Origin of the sequence: Pseudomonas thivervalensis (genome assembly GCF_001269655.1) — a bacterium.
GTDB classification, from domain to species: Bacteria; Pseudomonadota; Gammaproteobacteria; order Pseudomonadales; family Pseudomonadaceae; genus Aquipseudomonas; species Aquipseudomonas thivervalensis.
The window spans coordinates 46483-62461 of the sequence record NZ_LHVE01000007.1; the positions used below are offsets into that span (position 1 = coordinate 46483).

Here is a 15979-nt window from a genome sequence, read left to right on the forward strand (position 1 = left end):
CGAAAAGGCGCTGTCATAGGTTAATAGAGCTTTCTAGTTACACGTTCCTCCGGAAAAGCCGTAGCGAGGCTAGAGGTGCGAATTGCGGCTATCTGATCTTCGGTCAAAAGGCCTCCATCCAGCTCGTACGTTGGTAAGTAACGGTCAGTTAGCTGACGCAATGCGAGGGGTGCTACTTCAGTTTTATTCAGACTGGTCTGAAGCGCTTTTTTTTTGTGCGATTTGTCGATTTTTTTGTGGTAGCCATCGGAGTCTCCGAGGTGTGTGTATTCATGCTGATCGGCTTGTGTGACTAATCGAGTCCTGGCAACCGGAGGTTTGGTGTTATCGAACCATGCTCGTTTCGACGATGGGCCCCGTGAGAGTAATGCCAGTCAGTTAAGCGATATAAAGCCGGGTAATCACCCTGTGGCGAGGGAGCTTGCTCCCGCTGGGCTGCGTAGCAGCACCAAAAACAGGGCCGCTTCGCGACCCAGCGGGAGCAAGCTCCCTCGCCACGGTTTGTGTGTTTCCTCGTGGCATCCACTTTCTGATCGGTGTTACCCGTGAGAGCCCTTTGAACTAGGCCGGCTCTGCATCCAACCGTCGGGCGATGACATCAAGCACGTCGCAACCATCCCTCAAGGAGATGCAGCACAGTTGTGCAAAGTCCTGAAGGACTACTGAGTCACTCGGAATATCCCCTCGCATTGCGAGGTTCTCTAAAAGCTGGGTAACCGCGCGAATTCTATAGCCCGCCGTGTCGAGCAGGATGTGCAACGGTGCGGAGGTATCGACGAAAAGGGGTTGATCGTCGGCATTACTAGTAAGAGCCATGTATCTGTTCATTTCAAACTCCGTTTGATTGAAGGCTTTCTTACCATTTGTCATCGAGTCGCCAAACCCAAGCCGCTCTTACGAACGACGCTTGGACTATAGGGCCTTTCTGTAAAGATCATCAATCAGACGATGCGTAGGACGCTTCCCTGAATTATGTGAGCGGAAAATGTCAGACAATTCCCCCACGGTACTGCGTCCAACCCATACTTTTTTATCCAGCTCAACTCCCCTCCGCATTCTGAATAACCACAGCCCTTCACACCAAAACCTTTGTGACAATCAGACTAATGGGCTATAGCTCAAGACATGGCTGCCGATAGGCAGGTATTCCCCCCGTGTAAGGAGTGACACCATGCTGCGGTTCTTCGCCGACTTGGGCTTTCGCTGGAAAATCACTCTCCCGATAGCGTTCCTGGCTGTGTTGCTGGTCCTGATGGGGGGCGCGGGGATGCGCGGCATCAGTCAGGTGACCGAATCCAGTACGCAATTGACTAAGCGTTATCTGCCGGCCATCAGCCTGTTGCTCAATGCCGACCGTGATCTTTACCAGGCGTTCGTGGCCGAGCGCAGTCTGCTGGATGGTCATGCAGGCGAGCACCTGCAAGCGCTGAGCGCCAGTCATGGCGAAAATGCGAAGCAGGCTTACGACCGTGTGCAGAAATACGCCGCGATGCAGCCCGGTGCCGAGGCGCAGGCGTTGGTCAGTCAGTTCAATGACAGCTTCGGTAAATGGATGCAGGTTTCGCGGCGGGTCCTCGAACTGTCGGTAGGCGATCCGCAGGGTGCCAGTGCGCTGAGCTTCGGTGACAGTGAGCGCCTGTTTGAAACCATGCGTGATTCCATCGACAAGCTGGGTGAGCTGGAAGATGCGGCGTCCCATCGCGAAGGCGATGCTGCGATTGAAAACGGTGAGACAGTCGGAGTGCATCAGGGCGTGATTCTGTTGATCGGCCTGCTCGGTTGCGTCCTTGTGCTGGTTGCCCTGCCGCTGGTGGTGTTGAGCCCCATGCGTCGCTTGCTGCACCGCGTCGAGCAGATTGCCGAGGGCGGTGGCGATTTGAAAGGGCGTCTTGAGGTACGTTCGGCCGATGAGCTGGGACAACTCGGCAGTGCCTTCAACCGTTTTCTCGACAAGTTGCAGCCATTGATCGCCGAAGTCGGGCGGGTGACGGGAGAGGTAGACTCCGCAGCGCGGGCCATGGCCGACATGGCCTCGACGAATGACCGATTGATCAGCAGCGAGCACGCGGCGCTCGATCAGGTCAGTACCGCCGCCACCCAGATGAGCGCAGCGGTGCATGAAGTGGCGCATAACGCGGCGAACGCCTCGGGCGCCGCGCAGGAGGCGAGCAGCCAGTCTCGTGACGGCGCCGAGGTGGTCAGCAGTACCATCGAGTCGATCCGCCAGTTGGCCCAGGAAGTGGAGAGCGCTTCGGGCACGATCGAGGCATTGGCCCAGGAAACGTCCAGTATCGGCGCCGTGCTCGAAGTGATCCGTGGCATCGCCGAACAAACCAACCTGTTGGCGCTGAACGCCGCCATCGAAGCGGCGCGGGCCGGTGAGCAGGGCCGTGGTTTTGCCGTGGTGGCCGATGAAGTGAGGGCGCTTGCGGCCCGCACCCAAGACTCGACCAAAGACATTCAGGTTCGTATCGAGCGGTTGCAGAGCGGTGTCGCCAAGGCTGTGCAAGCCATGCATGTGGGCAGCAGCAAGGCTCGGGACAGCGTCGAGCGTGCGGCGGGGGTCGATCAGGTGCTCAGCGGTACCGGCGGTTCGATCCAGCGGATCAACGACATGGCCGCGCAGATCGCCAGTGCTTGTGAGGAGCAGAGCAGCGTCACCGAAGAGATTGCCCGCAACATTTCCGATATCCGCGACTTGTCCAACGAAGCGGCTGCCAATTCCGCCCAGAGCATGCATGCCAGCCGACAGCTGTCCTCTCTGTCGCAAAACCTGGCTGGGCTGGTCGGCCGCTTCCGCACCTGAGGCAGGCGCGCTGTGGCCATCAGCGATAGTCTGCGAGCGTTGCATCAGGACGGGTTCGTCCTGATGCCAGCCGTACTGGACGCCGCGCAGATTGCCAACCTGCGCCATGCCATCGACCAGTTGAAGCCTCAGCACTGGGACTACAGCGGCGTCATCGATCATTACAAATGTGTGTTCAATCGCGACCCGTTCTGGCTGCCGTTCCTGGATGTGGCCGGCGTGATCGAGCTGGCCGAGACGGCCCTGGGTGATGACTGCCATGTCATCGGCCAGACGGCCTGGCGCTGTCACCCGGGTCTCAAGGGGGCGCCGTTGCACCTGGATTACCTGGCGATGGCGTTGCCGCCAACGCTGTTGGCCGATCCGACCTTCGAGCTGCCGATGCAGGTGTTCACCGCGCAATTTTATTTGGATGACATCGACGCCGACTTGAGCCCGACCCAGGTGATTCCTGGCAGCCACAAGGCCGGTCGGGCGCCCACTGCGGGCGAAACGCATTGGCAGGGCCGTACCGCGCAGCCAGTGCTGTGCCGAGCGGGCGATGTGCTGGTTCTGCGCAGCGAGCTGTGGCACGCCGGCAGCGATAACCGGACCGCCGATCGCACGCGCTACCTGCTCCAGGTGCACTACGGTCGGCGGATGGTCGCACAGAAGTTCTCACCTTATCTGCACTGGCAGTTCAACCCTGAGGTCCTGGCCGCCGCCACACCTCGCCAGCGGCGGTTATTGGGCGATCACCAGGAAGCTGAATACGATTGAGCCTGGCTCAGTCAGATCCACACATCATTGGCTGCCGTTCGCTCATTGGTTTCTTCGCCGGTATTGATGACGCCGCGAGGCTCGATCAACAGCAGTTTCACTTCCTGGGCGGCGCTGGGCTTGTGCTCGACACCTCTTTTGACCACATACATCTCGCCCGGGCCAAGGGTCACTGCACCGTCGCGAAAGTCGATGCGCAGCTCGCCCTCCAGCACGATGAAGGTTTCATCGGTGTCGGCGTGGGTGTGCCAGACGAAATCGCCTTCAAGCCGGGCGAGCTTGAATTGGTAGTCGTTCATTTCGGCCACGACTTTTGGCATCCATTGTTCCTGGAACAAGGTGTATTTATGGGCGAAGTTGATGGGGCTATAACGAGTCATCGAGGCATGCTCCTTGGTCGGGTAGTGCGTCCTACTTTATTGTCCGAGCCAACGTGCGTATTGGATGATCGTGCAGCTTTTTGCCGTGCGCAGCCGCTGCCTTAGCGCAGCATGTTCAGCCAGCGTGCCGGTGAAATACCGAAGGCTTGGGTGTGCAGCCGGGTCATGTGGCTCTGATCGAAAAAACCGCAGGCCAAGGCCACTTCGCTCAGCGGCGTGCCATTGAATGCCAGGCGCCGGGCTTCGTTCAGGCGGCGCTGGGTGATATAGCGATAGGGGCTGGTGCCGTACAGCGCCCGGAAATCCCGGGACAGGCTCCATCGATCCCTGCCGCTTGCCCGCACCAGGTCATCCAGGGTGATCACCTGGCCGAGGGCATCGTGAATGAACAGGCGGGCACGCTCTGCTGCCGGGTAGTCGATCAATCGCCGTCCACGTCGGTTGCCCGCCGCGATGTCGAGTGCCTGGGCCACGTCGTAGATGGCGTCCTCTTCCTCCAGCGGGTCGAGGGGGTGATCCAGGCTGTTCAACAATCGGCGGGTCGCGATGTTGAGGCGAGGGGCGTTGGACAATCCACCTTCGATGAAGGGCAACGGCTTGCCGCCCAACACGTGCTGGATCACCGACGGTTCTATGTAGAACATCCGGTAGCGAAAACCCTCGCTCGTCCCGGCTTCGCCATCGTGTACCTCGTCCGGGTGCAGGACGATGGTGCCGCCGGGTTGGCTGTGGCGTTTGCTGTGGCGATAATTGAAGCTCTGCACGCCCGAAAGCGTGATGCCGATGGCGTAGGTGTCATGGCGATGGCTGGTGTAGCCATGCCCACTGAAATAAGCCTCGATGCGTTCCATCTTCCTCGATTCAGGCGCCCGCACCAGCCAGTCGCGGTTGTGGATGAATCGAGTCATTGCACCGGGCCTCCTGCTTTGTCCGTATACCCTACCGCAAAAAAAGCTGAACCGGTGTAGGAGCTGTCGAGTGCAACGAGGCTGCGATCTTTCCCCAGACACTTGAGTCTCACGCGAAAGATCAAGATCAAAAGATCGCAGGCTTCGCCAGCTCCTACAGAGCCCTGGTGGCGCTGCTAGATTTCCTTTACCGGCGTTTCACCCTGGACATTCTTGATCAGCCCGATGACGTGAAGGCAGTCGCTCTTGTTCACGTAGGATTCGCCACTGGCGATCGTTTCGTGGTTGCCGGCCCTCAAGCGCCAGCGCCATTGGCCTTTTCCGGTGCTCGGGGTGCCTCGGGTCTGTCGATAGATTTCAAAATACATCGGTTCGCTCCCTGCGATTCATTCATTTAAGACATGCATTGAACATGTGGCTGCAAGCCTAGCCAAGCAGGTAGTTTTGGCTACAGGAAAATCGTTTCCATTGATGATCAAATATTGCCGGAAATGAGCCTGGATCGGGCATTCGACTATTGTCATGGAAAAAGTCATGTTGCGAACATGTGGTCGGCTGGAAGTTCGGGCCTGATCCTTGCGTTGCCCTGCCTGGTCCTGCTTAATACGTTTCGACGCCTAGGGCCGGAAGCCCGAAGGGACTGAAAACACTATAAGAAAAAGAGCCATCAAGTGACTGAATATCCAGGAGTGGATCTACAAGGTCGTCTAACGCTTTCGCTTGTCATCCCGGTCTACAACGAATTCCAGACCATCGATTTGTTCATGGCCAGGATCGACCAGGTTTTTGCCAATGAATCGCGGGTGAGCCTGGAACTGGTGTTCGTCAACGACGGCAGCGTGGACGATACGTTGGAGCTGCTGCTGGACAGGCAGAAGGCCGACCCGCGTATCCGGATCGTCGACCTGAGTCGCAACTTCGGCAAGGAGGCGGCATTGAGCGCCGGCCTGCAAGCCGCTCGTGGCCAGGCAGTGGTGCCGATCGACGTTGATTTGCAAGACCCTCCCGAAGTGATCCTGGAAATGATTGCCCATTGGCGCAACGGCGCCGAAGTGGTGCTGGGGCATCGGATCAACCGCGACTCCGACTCCTGGGCCAAGCAGGTATCCGCCAACGGCTTCTATCGGCTGCACAACAAAATCGCCGACCATAAGCTGCCGGAAAATGTCGGCGATTTTCGCTTGATGGACCGCTGTGTGGTCGATGCCCTGCAAACCCTGCCGGAATCGCGGCGCTTCATGAAAGGGCTATTTGCCTGGGTGGGGTTCCGGACCACCTACGTGGATTACGTCAGGCCTGAACGTGCCGCCGGTGAAAGCAAGTTCAACGGCTGGCGCCTGTGGAATTTTGCCCTCGAAGGCATCACCAGCTTCAGCACCGAACCGCTGCGTATCTGGACGTACCTGGGGCTTTGCGTTTCGCTGGTGTCCTTTGCGTTCGCTATCTTCATCGTATTGCGGACCCTGATTTCCGGGGTCGACTTGCCGGGTTATGCCTCGCTGATGGTCGCGGTCACCTTCCTGGGCGGGCTGCAATTGATCGGCATCGGCGTGCTGGGTGAATACCTGGGCCGCACCTATATCGAATCCAAGCGTCGGCCGGTTTTCCTGGTGCGGCGCATCTATGACGCCAAGGATTGACCATGGACCTCAAGGAAACCGACATCCTCGGTCCCGATATCGAGCAGCACTGGTACTACCGGTCGAAAGCACGGGCCATGCTTCATATGCTCCAGGGCACCTCGGCCAATACATTGCTGGACGTGGGCGCCGGGTCGGGCTTTTTTTCCCATCACCTGTTGACCCATACCGCAACGGCCCAGGCCTGGTGCGTGGACATCAGCTACCCGGCCGACTCCGACGCCAGCACCGCGGGTAAACCGGTCCGCTACCGACGCGCCATCGACACGCTGGACGCCGACCTGGTATTGCTGATGGATGTGCTGGAACACGTGGATGATGACGTGGGCCTGCTCAAGGCTTACGTCGACAAAGTGCCGTCCGGCAGCCGCTTCCTGATCACCGTGCCGGCGTTCCAGTTTCTCTGGAGCGGGCATGACGATTTTCTCGAGCACAAGCGCCGCTATACCCTCAAGCAGCTGGAAAACGTCGTGGCGCAGGCCGGTTTGCAGGTCCAGCAAGGGGCGTATTACTTCGGCCTGGTCTTTCCTATTGCCGCCGGCCTGCGCCTGTTGCAACGCAACGCTGCCGGGGCGCCGGCCAAGTCGCAGCTGGCGCGGCATCATCCGCTGGTCAATGGCGTGTTGAGGACACTGTGCAGCCTGGAGCGTCCGTTCATGGGCGCCAATCGCATTGCCGGCCTGACGGTGTTCTGTCTGGCGCAGAAGCCGTGACCTGGACGCACTCGCCCTTGCTGCAACGAGCCTTGCGCTTTGCCATGACGGGACTGTTCGTCACTGGCGTCCACGTGGTGGCTGCCGTGCTGTTTGTGCACCTGATCCTGGCAAACCCGCCGTTGGCCAATGGCTTCGCCTTTGTCGTGGCGACCGTGGTGTCGTACCTGGTCAACACCCTCTGGAGTTTTTCCAGCCGCTTGCATGGCCGGACCCTCGGCCGTTTCGTGGTGGTCTCGATCGGCGGGTTCGGGCTGGCGATGCTGGTGGCCTGGGCGGCCCAGAGCGTCGGCCTGGGTTACCTGGCGGGCATCATGGTCGTGGCGCTGATCATCCCGGTGTACACCTTCATCCTGCATAATTTCTGGACGTATCGATGACCGTTCGTAGTCAGCGTTTCCCGGTTTCCTTGTTGCCCATATTGTTGGGCGCGCTGGCGTTCCTGCTGGTGATCGGTCCTCGGGTGCTGGACCCGACGAACATCGCCTGGCTGGGGGAGGGGGATGCGGCGACCCATTACATGGGCTGGGCGTTTTTCCGCAACTCACCCTGGACCTTTCCGCTGGGCATGAACCCTTCCTATGGCCTGGAGTTGGGCAACGGCATCATTTTTTCCGATTCCAATCCGTTGCTGGCGTTCCTGTTCAAACCTTTCAACGCCTGGCTTCCCGAGACGTTCCAGTATTTTGGCCTGTGGTTGCTGGCCTGCTTCATCCTGCAAGCCTGGTTCGCCTGGAAATTGGTCGGCCTGCTGACGCCGTCGCTGTGGATCAGGCTGTTGGGCGCCGGCTTGTTTGTATTTTCGCCGCCGATGTTTCTGCGCATGGGCGGGCACCTGTCACTCTCCGGGCATTTCCTGATCCTGGCGGCCCTGTACCTGGCGCTGCGGCCCGGCTTGCAGAAGCGGCGACTGGCCTGGGGCGTGCTGTTGGCCGCCACCGCGCTGGTGCATGCGTATCTATTGGCCATGGTGGCGTTGATCTGGCTGGCCGACCTTGCCAGCCAGGCCATCAAGGAGCGGTTGTCCCGGCGCGAGGCCTTGATTGAGCTGGGTGGCTTGTTTTTGCTGGTGGCGTTCTGTTGCTGGCAGGCGGGTTATTTCAGCGTGGGCGGCGGGACCGTGGCGGGCGGTTATGGGTTGTATCGCCTGAACGTGATGTCGCTGGTCAACCCCAGCGGCTGGTCATATACCTTGCGCGACATGCCCCAGGGCCCCGGGGATTACGAAGGTTTCAACTACCTGGGATTGGGCGTCATCATGCTGGCGATCTGCGCTGGCGTGGCATGGTTGCAAGGCAACACCGGTTTGGCGAATGCCGTGCGCCACAGGCGCCTGTTGCTGTGGGCATTGATCGGGCTGACGTTGTTTTCGCTGACCAACCATCTCGGCATCGGCATGCAGAACGTGCATTACTGGCTGCCCAAACCCCTTGAGCTTTTGGCAAACATTTTTCGTGCTGCCGGCCGGATGTTCTGGCCGGTGTTCTACACCATCGTATTTGCTGTCATTTTCCTGGTGATCCGCGGCAACAAACCACGGACGGCGGCGTGTCTGCTGGCCATCGCCCTGGTGGTGCAAGTCCTGGATACCCGCGCGGGATGGGCCGGCCTGCGCCAGAGCCGGATGACGCCGACGGCTTCGAGTTGGCCCACGTCCATGAATGATCCATTCTGGGCCAGTGCGGCCCGTCATTATTCGAAAGTCCGTACGCTGTTGCCGCAGAACCAGCCGGACAACTGGCTGCTGACCAGTCAATACGCGCTGACGCATGGCCTGGAAACCGATGGCGTGTACTTGGGACGCATGAGCGACCGGGCGATCGAGCGAGCCTTGCGGAACGCCGAGCAGATGCTTGCCAGCGGGCAGTACGCCGCGGACTCGCTGTACATCCTCGACGCTCGCGCCGCGCATCAGGCGGCGAAAATCGTCAATCGTCAGACCGATCTGTTGACCCGTATCGATGGCCTCGTGGTGCTGGCGCCGGGTTGGAAGACTTGCACCGAATGCCCGCCATTTGCTGACGAAACGCTGGACGTGCAGGTGAAGATCGGTGAGCGCCAGGTGTTCAGCCGAATCAACGCCATGTTGTCCGACGGCTGGGGGCGTGTCGAGGAATGGGGGACCTGGTCGGAAGGGCTTGAGGCTGAGGTTGTTTTACGCATACCGCCAGAAGCGCGTGCCCTGTCGATCGAAACAGCGGCGTTCGTGCAGCCCTCGCACACGCGCCAGCGGGTGGAGGTCTCGATCAACGGCGTTGCGGCGCTGTCGACGCAGTTCACCCGCTTGCAGGACAACACCCTGGAACTGCCCCTGACGCAGGCCATTCGAGAAACGATTGGCGCGGAGGGGCGGTTGCGCGTGCAGTTCCATTTACCTGATGCCATCAGTCCCAAGGCGTTGGGGTTGGGGAGCGATGAGCGAGTCATGGCGCTGGGGTTGAAATCGCTGATTGTGAAGTAGTTTTCCACTTCACAATGGCTTACTCACTGTGGCGAGGGAGCTTGCTCCCGCTGGGCTGCGAAGCGGCCCCAATATTTTGCGGTTGCTGCGCAACCGAGCGGGAGCAAGCTCCCTCGCCACAAAAGCAGGCGACTGGACTTTTAGCGCATAGACGCACAATCCCAGCGTTTCTACACTGCACCCAATCAAGGAGTCGAGGGGCAGTGGATGAACCGCAACGAATTGCGCAAGGCCGACATCAACCTGATGGTGGTGTTCGAAACGCTGATGCTTGAGCGTAACGTGACGCGGGTGGCGGAAAAGCTGTTCCTGGGCCAGCCGACCATCAGCTCGGCCCTCAATCGTTTGCGCAAGATGTTCAATGACCCGCTGTTCATTCGCGTCGGTCACCGCATGGAGCCGACGGCCCGGGCCGAAGAAATCATCCAGCATCTCTCTCCGGCGCTCGATTCGCTGTCGGTGGCGCTGAGCCTGACCCACGATTTTGATCCCGCCAACAGCGCCATGACCTTCCGCATCGGCCTGTCGGACGACGTCGAGTTCGGTCTGTTGCCGCCGCTGTTGAGCAGCCTGCGACAAGAGGCGCCGCAAATCGTGTTCGTGGTCCAGCATGTCGATTACTGGCGCATCCCCGATTTGCTGGCATCGGGCGACATCACCGTGGGCATCAGCCAGACGCGCGGCCTGCCGGCCAACGCCAAGCGCAAACTGTTGCGCCACATCCAACCCCGCGTGTTGCGCGCCGATGCGTCGGACACGCCGCTGACCCTGGACGAGTACTGCTCACGGCCTCATGTGCTGGTGTCCCATACCGCCAACGTCGCCGGGTTCGCTGACGAATGGCTGGCCGAGATCGGACGCACGCGCCAGGTCGTGCTGTCGGTGCCGCAATACAGCGCATTGCCGGCGTTGCTGGCCGGCACCGACCTGATCGCCAGCCTGCCGGACTATACCGCCGCCGCCATGGCGGCCTCGGGGCACCTGTTCAACGAACCCTTTCCCTTCAAGACCCCGACTCTGGATTTGTCCATGGTCTGGCTGAGTCATGTCGACAGTGATCCGGCCGAGCGCTGGTTACGGTCGCGGTTGGAGGCCTTCATGGGCGAACGGGTGCCCTTGGAACAGCCCTGACAACGGCCTGCACTGAAACAAAAAACTGCCTGAACGAATAAAGTCGAGGTAAGGTTGTGACGGCTGAAATCCCCTCGTCATCTTTTCGAATCGGAGTCGAACACATGCCTCACCTGCACATGGAATACACCGCCAACCTGTCCGAGCTGAATGCCGACGTCGCACTGATGCGCCTGAACAATGCGCTGGTGGGTTCCGGTCAATTCGGGGCCGAGCTGGACATCAAGAGCCGGGCCGTGAAACTGGAGACTTTCCGGGTGGGCACAGCTCTTGCTGAACGGGGTTTCGTGCACGTGAAGCTGGCCTTGCTCAGCGGACGCTCGCCACAAATCAAGAAGCAATTGGCCGACAGCCTGCTGGCGGTGATCCAGGACCTGGGGCCATGGCCGACCGAGGTCAGCGTGCAACTGTGCGTGGAGATCCTCGACATTGACCGGGAACCGTATGCCAAGGCCTTGATCGGTCAATGACGATCAGGCGTCGCATGGGCGCAGGCCTTGATGATCTGTTCGCGTAGCCAGGCGTTGGCACTGTCCTGATCGAGGGCCGGGTTCCACTGCATGTCCAAGGTAAACCCCGGCAGGCCCATGGGCGCTTCGTGGTGATTGAAAATCGCCTCGTTGGCCAGCAATTTCTGAATGCGGCGGGGCAGGGTCAGGATGAAGTCGGTGCCGGTGATCATCTTCAGGGCGGCGCTGTAGCTGTTGGCGCGCGCGGCGATTTGCCGTTGCTGGGCCTGCCGTGCCAGCCAGCCGTCCACCCTGTTGCTCGCTGACGCCCAAGGCGTCGCAAACACGTGTCGGCGCCGTACGAAAGACTGAAGGCTCAACTGCGGCTCAAGTGGGGTCGCCCGTTTGTCCACGACGCAGACCAGGTCCTCCTCCAATAGCTGCCGGGTCTTGAAGTCGGCATGGTCGCGATGGACGTTCGGGCCGAAGCCGATCACCAGGTCCAGGCTGCCATCGCGCAACTCTTCGGCGGGAATGTCGGCTTCGAGTCTGTGCACGTTCACCACCACCGGCAGGTTGGCGTAATCGAAGCCTTGCAGCAGGTGCGGCAGGATCAGGTATTCGAAATATTCCGGTGCGCAGATGTTGAACGTGATGGCTTGCCGGGTCGGATCAAAGATTGGCGCACCGGCATGGCACAAGTTGATGCTTTGCAAAATGGTGCGCACGTGGTCGTACATGCCCTCGGCCTTACCGGTGGGGCGCATGCCGGTGCGGGTGTTGATAAACAGTTCGTCTTCGAAGCAGGTTCGCAGTTTCTTGAGGCAATAACTGACGGTTGACTGGCTGACGCACAGTGCCTCGGACACGCCGGTGACACTGCTTTGCTCGTACACGGCGCTAAACACCATGAGGTCCTGCATGTCGAGCTTTCTGAGGGCGTTACTGTTCAGCATCCGTTCTGTCTCTCGCTGTGCTCCTTGCGCGGTTCTTGCGCAAACCAGGCTGATGATCCTAACGGAACGATGGTGCCAAGAGAATGCCGGGCAGGCGCTTTCTTGGTCGGGAAGGGGACAGATACTGTAGGGAACACGACGTGTCGATCAACGACCGATCCGTTTGCCTATGTTTAGTTTGCGGCGATCCAAGCTCCATCAAATCCAGCTTTAACCGCCCATGATGCCGTGGGACGCTTGCCGGATGTGTTTCCTGTGATGCGCTTATGGACGGTTGGCCCCCGGCAGAGCAATACCCTTCATCCGCCGCAGTCGATCCGGTCGGCAAGCGCACGCCAGCCATCGTCCCCTCCCTCAGTGCATTGCCGTCCGAGCTGGCTTTTTGGGCGCTCTGGCATTGTCGCCATGCGCGTCCTCCAGACACTCGCATTTCCTGTTGATCATTCACGGTGCCCGCTCAATGGCGAGCACAGACTGACGGCGCCTTGTCGCCCGTCCGACATGGAAATACGAGCCTTCTCATGAGCCTTGCCAACGTTTCTTTTGCACCCGTGCAACACGCCCAGGCGTTCCTTGCCCAGAACCCCGATATCGAGCTGTTCGAGTTGTTCATTCTCGACAACAACGGCGTGCCCCGGGGCAAGTTGTTGCACCGGGACGAGTTGCTGGCGGTCTACGAAAGTGGCCGGCCACTGCCCAGCACGATCCTCGGGCTGACCCTGCATGGCGATGATGTGGAAAATTCCGGGCTGGTGTGGGACGTCGGTGACATCGATTGCCGCGCCTATCCCCTCAGTGGCGGCTTGCAGCGTATGCCGTGGCGGTTGATTCCCACGGCGGCGGTGCAGGTCAGCATGCATCCCCAGGAAGGCATGCCTGCCACCGTCGCCGATCCGCGCTATCTGCTCAGCCAGGTGATTGAGGCCCTGCAGGCCGACGGTTATTACCCGGTGATGGCGGCGGAGCTGGAGTTTTATCTGCTGGACGCGCAGCGCGACAGCCAAGGCCGGCCGCAACCGGCGCGGGACGTCGACGGTGGCCGACCGAACGCCACCCAGGTCTATGGTTTACGTGAACTGGAGCAGATCGAGCCGTTCCTCGCCGACCTGTACGCTGCGTGCAAGCTGCAAGGCATTCCGGCCCGGACCGCCATTTCCGAATACGCACCGGGGCAAGTGGAGATCACCCTCGAACACCGCAGCGATGCCTTGCAAGCCATGGATGAAGCGGTGCGCTACAAACGACTGGTCAAGGGCGTGGCCCACAAGCACGGCATGCAAGCGTGTTTCATGGCCAAGCCGTTCGAGCATTTGGCAGGCTCCGGCCTGCACATGCATATCAGCCTGGCCGACCGCGATGGCCACAACCTGTTTGCCAGTGAAGCCGGCGACGGCACGCCACTGCTGCGCCATGCCGTGGGCGGAATGCTCGACACTTTGCTCGATTCGTTGTTGATGTTTTGCCCCAACGCCAACTCCTACCGGCGCTTCCAAAGCAACAGCTACGCACCGCTGGCCGCTACCTGGGGCGTGGACAACCGCACCGTGAGCCTGAGGATACCGGGCGGCCCGGCGTTCTCGCGGCACATCGAGCATCGCATCTGCGGCGCCGATGCCAACCCTTACCTGGCGGCCGCGGCGATATTGGCCGGCATCCATCACGGCCTGCGTGAACAGTGCGATCCTGGGAAACCTGTGGAGGGCAACGGCTACGCCCAGGCGACCGAACTGTTGCCCACCGACTGGCTCACCACCCTGCGGGCCCTCGAGGCTTCGACTTGGGCGCGGGGAGCGTTTGGCGAGGCGTTCCTGGGTGTTTATCTGGCGGTCAAGCGCGCCGAATACCGTCAGTTCATGGGGGAGGTCAGGGAGCAGGATTGGCGTTGGTATCTGAATCAGGCTTAGTAGCAGCTTCAAGCTGATTGGGGCTTGCCGCTTAAATAATAATTTAATAGCAACTTTTTCACGAAAAATTGATGGTGGGCTACCTAAAGTTTGTGTTGCCGTAGAAAACGTTTTTTCACATGTTTTCTGCGGCACTTCTTTTTCAAAGAGCAACTTCAGGAAGCCGTCAACCATCATGCTGACCATTAAAGCCGTGCGCCCCGAGTGGGTGACGCTGGCCGCCAGTGCCTTTTTGTTAGTGGCCTTCAACCTCGTGCTTTGGCAACACTTGCTGGCGATCACGACGGCTGACGCGCGAGGCCTGCTGATGTGCGTGGCGTTTGGCCTGATGATTTTCTGCGCGTTCAACCTGGTGTTGACGCTCGTGGCCTTCCGCCCGCTGCTCAAGCCTGCGTTGATGCTGCTGTTCCTGATCAGCGCGGGCGTGGCGTATTTCATGGCGCAATACGGCGTATTGATCGATGCCGGCATGTTACGCAACTTCGCTGAAACCAATGCCACGGAAGTCCGTGATCTGTTGTCGCTGAAGTTGTTTGTCTATGTCGGCTTATTGGGTGTCTTGCCGTGCTGGTTGTTGTTCAAGACGCCGATCAACTATCGTCGTTGGCCGAAGGAGTTATTAAGTAAGTTGTTGGTCGGCGTGGCCTCGGCGGCGGTGATCGGCGTGGTTGCCCTGGCCAACTACCAAGGTTTGTCGTCACTGTTTCGCAACCACCACGAGTTGCGCTTGATGGTGGTGCCGAGCAATTACATCGGTGCGTCGCTCGGGTACTTGCGTGAGCAGGTCGCGTCGGCCAAGCAGCCGTTCATCACCCTGGGCGAAGACGCGAGTCGCAACCCGGCCTGGCAAACCCACGGGCGCAAATCCCTGACGGTTCTGGTGGTGGGCGAGAGTGCCCGGGCCGAGAACTTCGGCATCCTCGGTTATCACCGCGACACCACGCCGACACTGGACAAGGAGGCCGGCCTGATCGCCTTCACCGACGTGCACTCCTGCGGCACTGAAACCGCGGTGTCGGTGCCCTGCATGTTCTCCAACATGGGGCGCAAGAACTATGACGCCAGCAAGGCCAAGAATGAGGAAGGCTTGTTGGATGTGCTCAAGCGCGCCGGGCTGGAGGTGATCTGGCGGGACAACCAGTCTGGCTGCAAGGGCACCTGCGATCGGGTCACGCTGCAGGATGTCAGCAATCTCAAGGATCCGACGCTGTGCGCCAATAGCGAGTGCCGCGACGAGATCCTGCTCCAGGGACTGCAGCATTTCATCGACACCCTCGACAAGGACACCGTGCTGGTGCTGCATCAGATGGGCAGCCACGGGCCGGAGTACTTCAAGCGCTATCCCAAGGAGTACGAGCATTTCACCCCGGTGTGCGAAAGCAACGCGCTGAACAATTGCAGCCGCGACAGCATCGTCAATGGATACGACAACACGCTGGTGTACACCGACCATGTGTTGTCGACCCTGATCGATCTGCTGCGGGCCAACCAGGACAAGGTCGACACGGCCATGCTGTACCTGTCGGACCATGGCGAGTCCCTGGGCGAATACAACCTGTTTCTCCATGGCACGCCCTACATGCTCGCCCCGGAGCAACAGAAGCACGTGGCGATGCTGGCCTGGTTCTCCGACAGCTATCAGAAGTCTTTTTCGGTCGACACCCATTGCCTGCAGCTAAGCCGGGAAAAACCCTTGAGCCAGGACAACCTGTTCCACTCGATGCTCGGGCTGCTGGAAGTCAACAGCCAGGTCTACAACCGCGACCTGGACCTGTTCGCTAACTGCCGCGGCGCGGTGATTGACGGTGTCCTGGCGCGGGAATGAGCGCCTGGACCTTTTTTTCACGCGAGGTTGGTTAACCTGTCATCCAG

General features: G+C 59.9%; 15 protein-coding genes and 1 pseudogene. 11 read left to right on the forward strand and 5 right to left on the reverse strand.

The window, feature by feature from the left end; genetic code table 11:
• Positions 1 to 561: 561 nt before the first annotated feature.
• Positions 562 to 828 carry a hypothetical protein gene (locus AD659_RS08085; protein WP_041475780.1) on the reverse strand — a complete coding sequence of 89 codons (267 nt, stop codon included), beginning with the start codon at positions 826 to 828 and terminating at the stop codon, positions 562 to 564.
• Positions 829 to 1171: 343 nt separating this feature from the next.
• Between AD659_RS08085 and AD659_RS30465 the strand changes: the two are divergent.
• The 3 genes and pseudogenes from AD659_RS30465 to AD659_RS08095 all read left to right on the forward strand — a co-directional run.
• Positions 1172 to 1948 (forward strand): annotated as a pseudogene (locus tag AD659_RS30465) (MCP four helix bundle domain-containing protein); the annotation flags it as partial.
• A 78-nt stretch (positions 1949 to 2026) separates the two neighbouring features.
• On the forward strand, positions 2027 to 2806 hold the full coding sequence (locus AD659_RS30470) for a methyl-accepting chemotaxis protein (protein ID WP_425287141.1): 780 nt from the start codon (positions 2027 to 2029) through the stop codon (positions 2804 to 2806).
• A 12-nt stretch (positions 2807 to 2818) separates the two neighbouring features.
• Positions 2819 to 3565, forward strand: coding sequence for a phytanoyl-CoA dioxygenase family protein (locus tag AD659_RS08095; RefSeq protein ID WP_053120069.1), 747 nt, complete (start codon positions 2819 to 2821; stop codon positions 3563 to 3565).
• Between the two features lie 11 nt (positions 3566 to 3576).
• Here AD659_RS08095 and AD659_RS08100 read toward each other — a convergent pair whose 3' ends face one another.
• The 3 genes from AD659_RS08100 to AD659_RS08110 all read right to left on the reverse strand — a co-directional run bounded on the left by AD659_RS08100 (position 3577) and on the right by AD659_RS08110 (position 5221).
• Positions 3577 to 3945, reverse strand: a complete 369-nt coding sequence (locus AD659_RS08100) for a cupin domain-containing protein (protein WP_053120071.1) — start codon at positions 3943 to 3945, stop codon at positions 3577 to 3579.
• A gap of 101 nt (positions 3946 to 4046) precedes the next feature.
• The gene (locus AD659_RS08105) at positions 4047 to 4853 is read right to left on the reverse strand and encodes an AraC family transcriptional regulator (RefSeq protein ID WP_053120072.1); all 807 of its coding nucleotides are present in this window, start codon (positions 4851 to 4853) and stop codon (positions 4047 to 4049) included.
• Positions 4854 to 5029: 176 nt separating this feature from the next.
• Positions 5030 to 5221 carry a YegP family protein gene (locus tag AD659_RS08110; RefSeq protein WP_014337049.1) on the reverse strand — a complete coding sequence of 64 codons (192 nt, stop codon included), beginning with the start codon at positions 5219 to 5221 and terminating at the stop codon, positions 5030 to 5032.
• A gap of 303 nt (positions 5222 to 5524) precedes the next feature.
• Between AD659_RS08110 and AD659_RS08115 the strand changes: the two genes are divergently transcribed.
• The 6 genes from AD659_RS08115 (at position 5525) to AD659_RS08140 (ending at position 11268) form a co-directional block, all read left to right on the forward strand.
• A complete protein-coding gene (locus AD659_RS08115; protein WP_053120073.1) occupies positions 5525 to 6493 on the forward strand; it encodes a glycosyltransferase family 2 protein in 969 nt (322 codons plus the stop codon).
• Between the two features lie 2 nt (positions 6494 to 6495).
• Complete coding sequence (locus AD659_RS08120) at positions 6496 to 7206, forward strand: class I SAM-dependent methyltransferase (protein WP_053120075.1); 711 nt, start codon at positions 6496 to 6498, stop codon at positions 7204 to 7206.
• Between the two features lie 44 nt (positions 7207 to 7250).
• On the forward strand, positions 7251 to 7586 hold the full coding sequence (locus AD659_RS08125) for a GtrA family protein (protein ID WP_053121326.1): 336 nt from the start codon (positions 7251 to 7253) through the stop codon (positions 7584 to 7586).
• The gene (locus tag AD659_RS08130; RefSeq protein WP_053120078.1) at positions 7583 to 9667 is read left to right on the forward strand and encodes a DUF6311 domain-containing protein; all 2085 of its coding nucleotides are present in this window, start codon (positions 7583 to 7585) and stop codon (positions 9665 to 9667) included. The genes AD659_RS08125 and AD659_RS08130 overlap by 4 nt, the downstream gene beginning before the upstream one ends.
• A gap of 207 nt (positions 9668 to 9874) precedes the next feature.
• Positions 9875 to 10798, forward strand: coding sequence for a LysR family transcriptional regulator (locus tag AD659_RS08135; RefSeq protein WP_053120080.1), 924 nt, complete (start codon positions 9875 to 9877; stop codon positions 10796 to 10798).
• A gap of 104 nt (positions 10799 to 10902) precedes the next feature.
• Positions 10903 to 11268: a 5-carboxymethyl-2-hydroxymuconate Delta-isomerase gene (locus tag AD659_RS08140; RefSeq protein ID WP_053120082.1), complete on the forward strand. Its 366-nt coding sequence runs from the start codon at positions 10903 to 10905 to the stop codon at positions 11266 to 11268.
• Here AD659_RS08140 and AD659_RS08145 read toward each other — a convergent pair.
• Positions 11262 to 12203, reverse strand: coding sequence for a LysR family transcriptional regulator (locus AD659_RS08145; protein ID WP_053120084.1), 942 nt, complete (start codon positions 12201 to 12203; stop codon positions 11262 to 11264). The genes AD659_RS08140 and AD659_RS08145 overlap by 7 nt on opposite strands.
• A 521-nt stretch (positions 12204 to 12724) precedes the next feature.
• Here AD659_RS08145 and AD659_RS08150 point away from each other — a divergent pair.
• On the forward strand, positions 12725 to 14107 hold the full coding sequence (locus AD659_RS08150; protein ID WP_053120086.1) for a glutamine synthetase family protein: 1383 nt from the start codon (positions 12725 to 12727) through the stop codon (positions 14105 to 14107).
• Positions 14108 to 14282: 175 nt separating this feature from the next.
• Complete coding sequence (locus AD659_RS08155; protein WP_053120088.1) at positions 14283 to 15932, forward strand: phosphoethanolamine transferase; 1650 nt, start codon at positions 14283 to 14285, stop codon at positions 15930 to 15932.
• The last annotated feature ends 47 nt before the right edge of the window (positions 15933 to 15979 follow it).

Bases quoted from the DNA above. Each gene is read 5' to 3' on its own strand.
- AD659_RS08085 (WP_041475780.1), bottom strand. From the start codon at position 828: ATGAACAGATACATGGCTCTTACTAGTAATGCCGACGATCAACCCCTT.
- AD659_RS30470 (WP_425287141.1), top strand. From the start codon at position 2,027: ATGGCCTCGACGAATGACCGATTGATCAGCAGCGAGCACGCGGCGCTC.
- AD659_RS08100 (WP_053120071.1), bottom strand. From the start codon at position 3,945: ATGACTCGTTATAGCCCCATCAACTTCGCCCATAAATACACCTTGTTC.
- AD659_RS08105 (WP_053120072.1), bottom strand. From the start codon at position 4,853: ATGACTCGATTCATCCACAACCGCGACTGGCTGGTGCGGGCGCCTGAA.
- AD659_RS08110 (WP_014337049.1), bottom strand. From the start codon at position 5,221: ATGTATTTTGAAATCTATCGACAGACCCGAGGCACCCCGAGCACCGGA.
- AD659_RS08120 (WP_053120075.1), top strand. From the start codon at position 6,496: ATGGACCTCAAGGAAACCGACATCCTCGGTCCCGATATCGAGCAGCAC.
- AD659_RS08125 (WP_053121326.1), top strand. From the start codon at position 7,251: ATGACGGGACTGTTCGTCACTGGCGTCCACGTGGTGGCTGCCGTGCTG.
- AD659_RS08130 (WP_053120078.1), top strand. From the start codon at position 7,583: ATGACCGTTCGTAGTCAGCGTTTCCCGGTTTCCTTGTTGCCCATATTG.
- AD659_RS08135 (WP_053120080.1), top strand. From the start codon at position 9,875: ATGAACCGCAACGAATTGCGCAAGGCCGACATCAACCTGATGGTGGTG.
- AD659_RS08140 (WP_053120082.1), top strand. From the start codon at position 10,903: ATGCCTCACCTGCACATGGAATACACCGCCAACCTGTCCGAGCTGAAT.
- AD659_RS08145 (WP_053120084.1), bottom strand. From the start codon at position 12,203: ATGCTGAACAGTAACGCCCTCAGAAAGCTCGACATGCAGGACCTCATG.
- AD659_RS08150 (WP_053120086.1), top strand. From the start codon at position 12,725: ATGAGCCTTGCCAACGTTTCTTTTGCACCCGTGCAACACGCCCAGGCG.
- AD659_RS08155 (WP_053120088.1), top strand. From the start codon at position 14,283: ATGCTGACCATTAAAGCCGTGCGCCCCGAGTGGGTGACGCTGGCCGCC.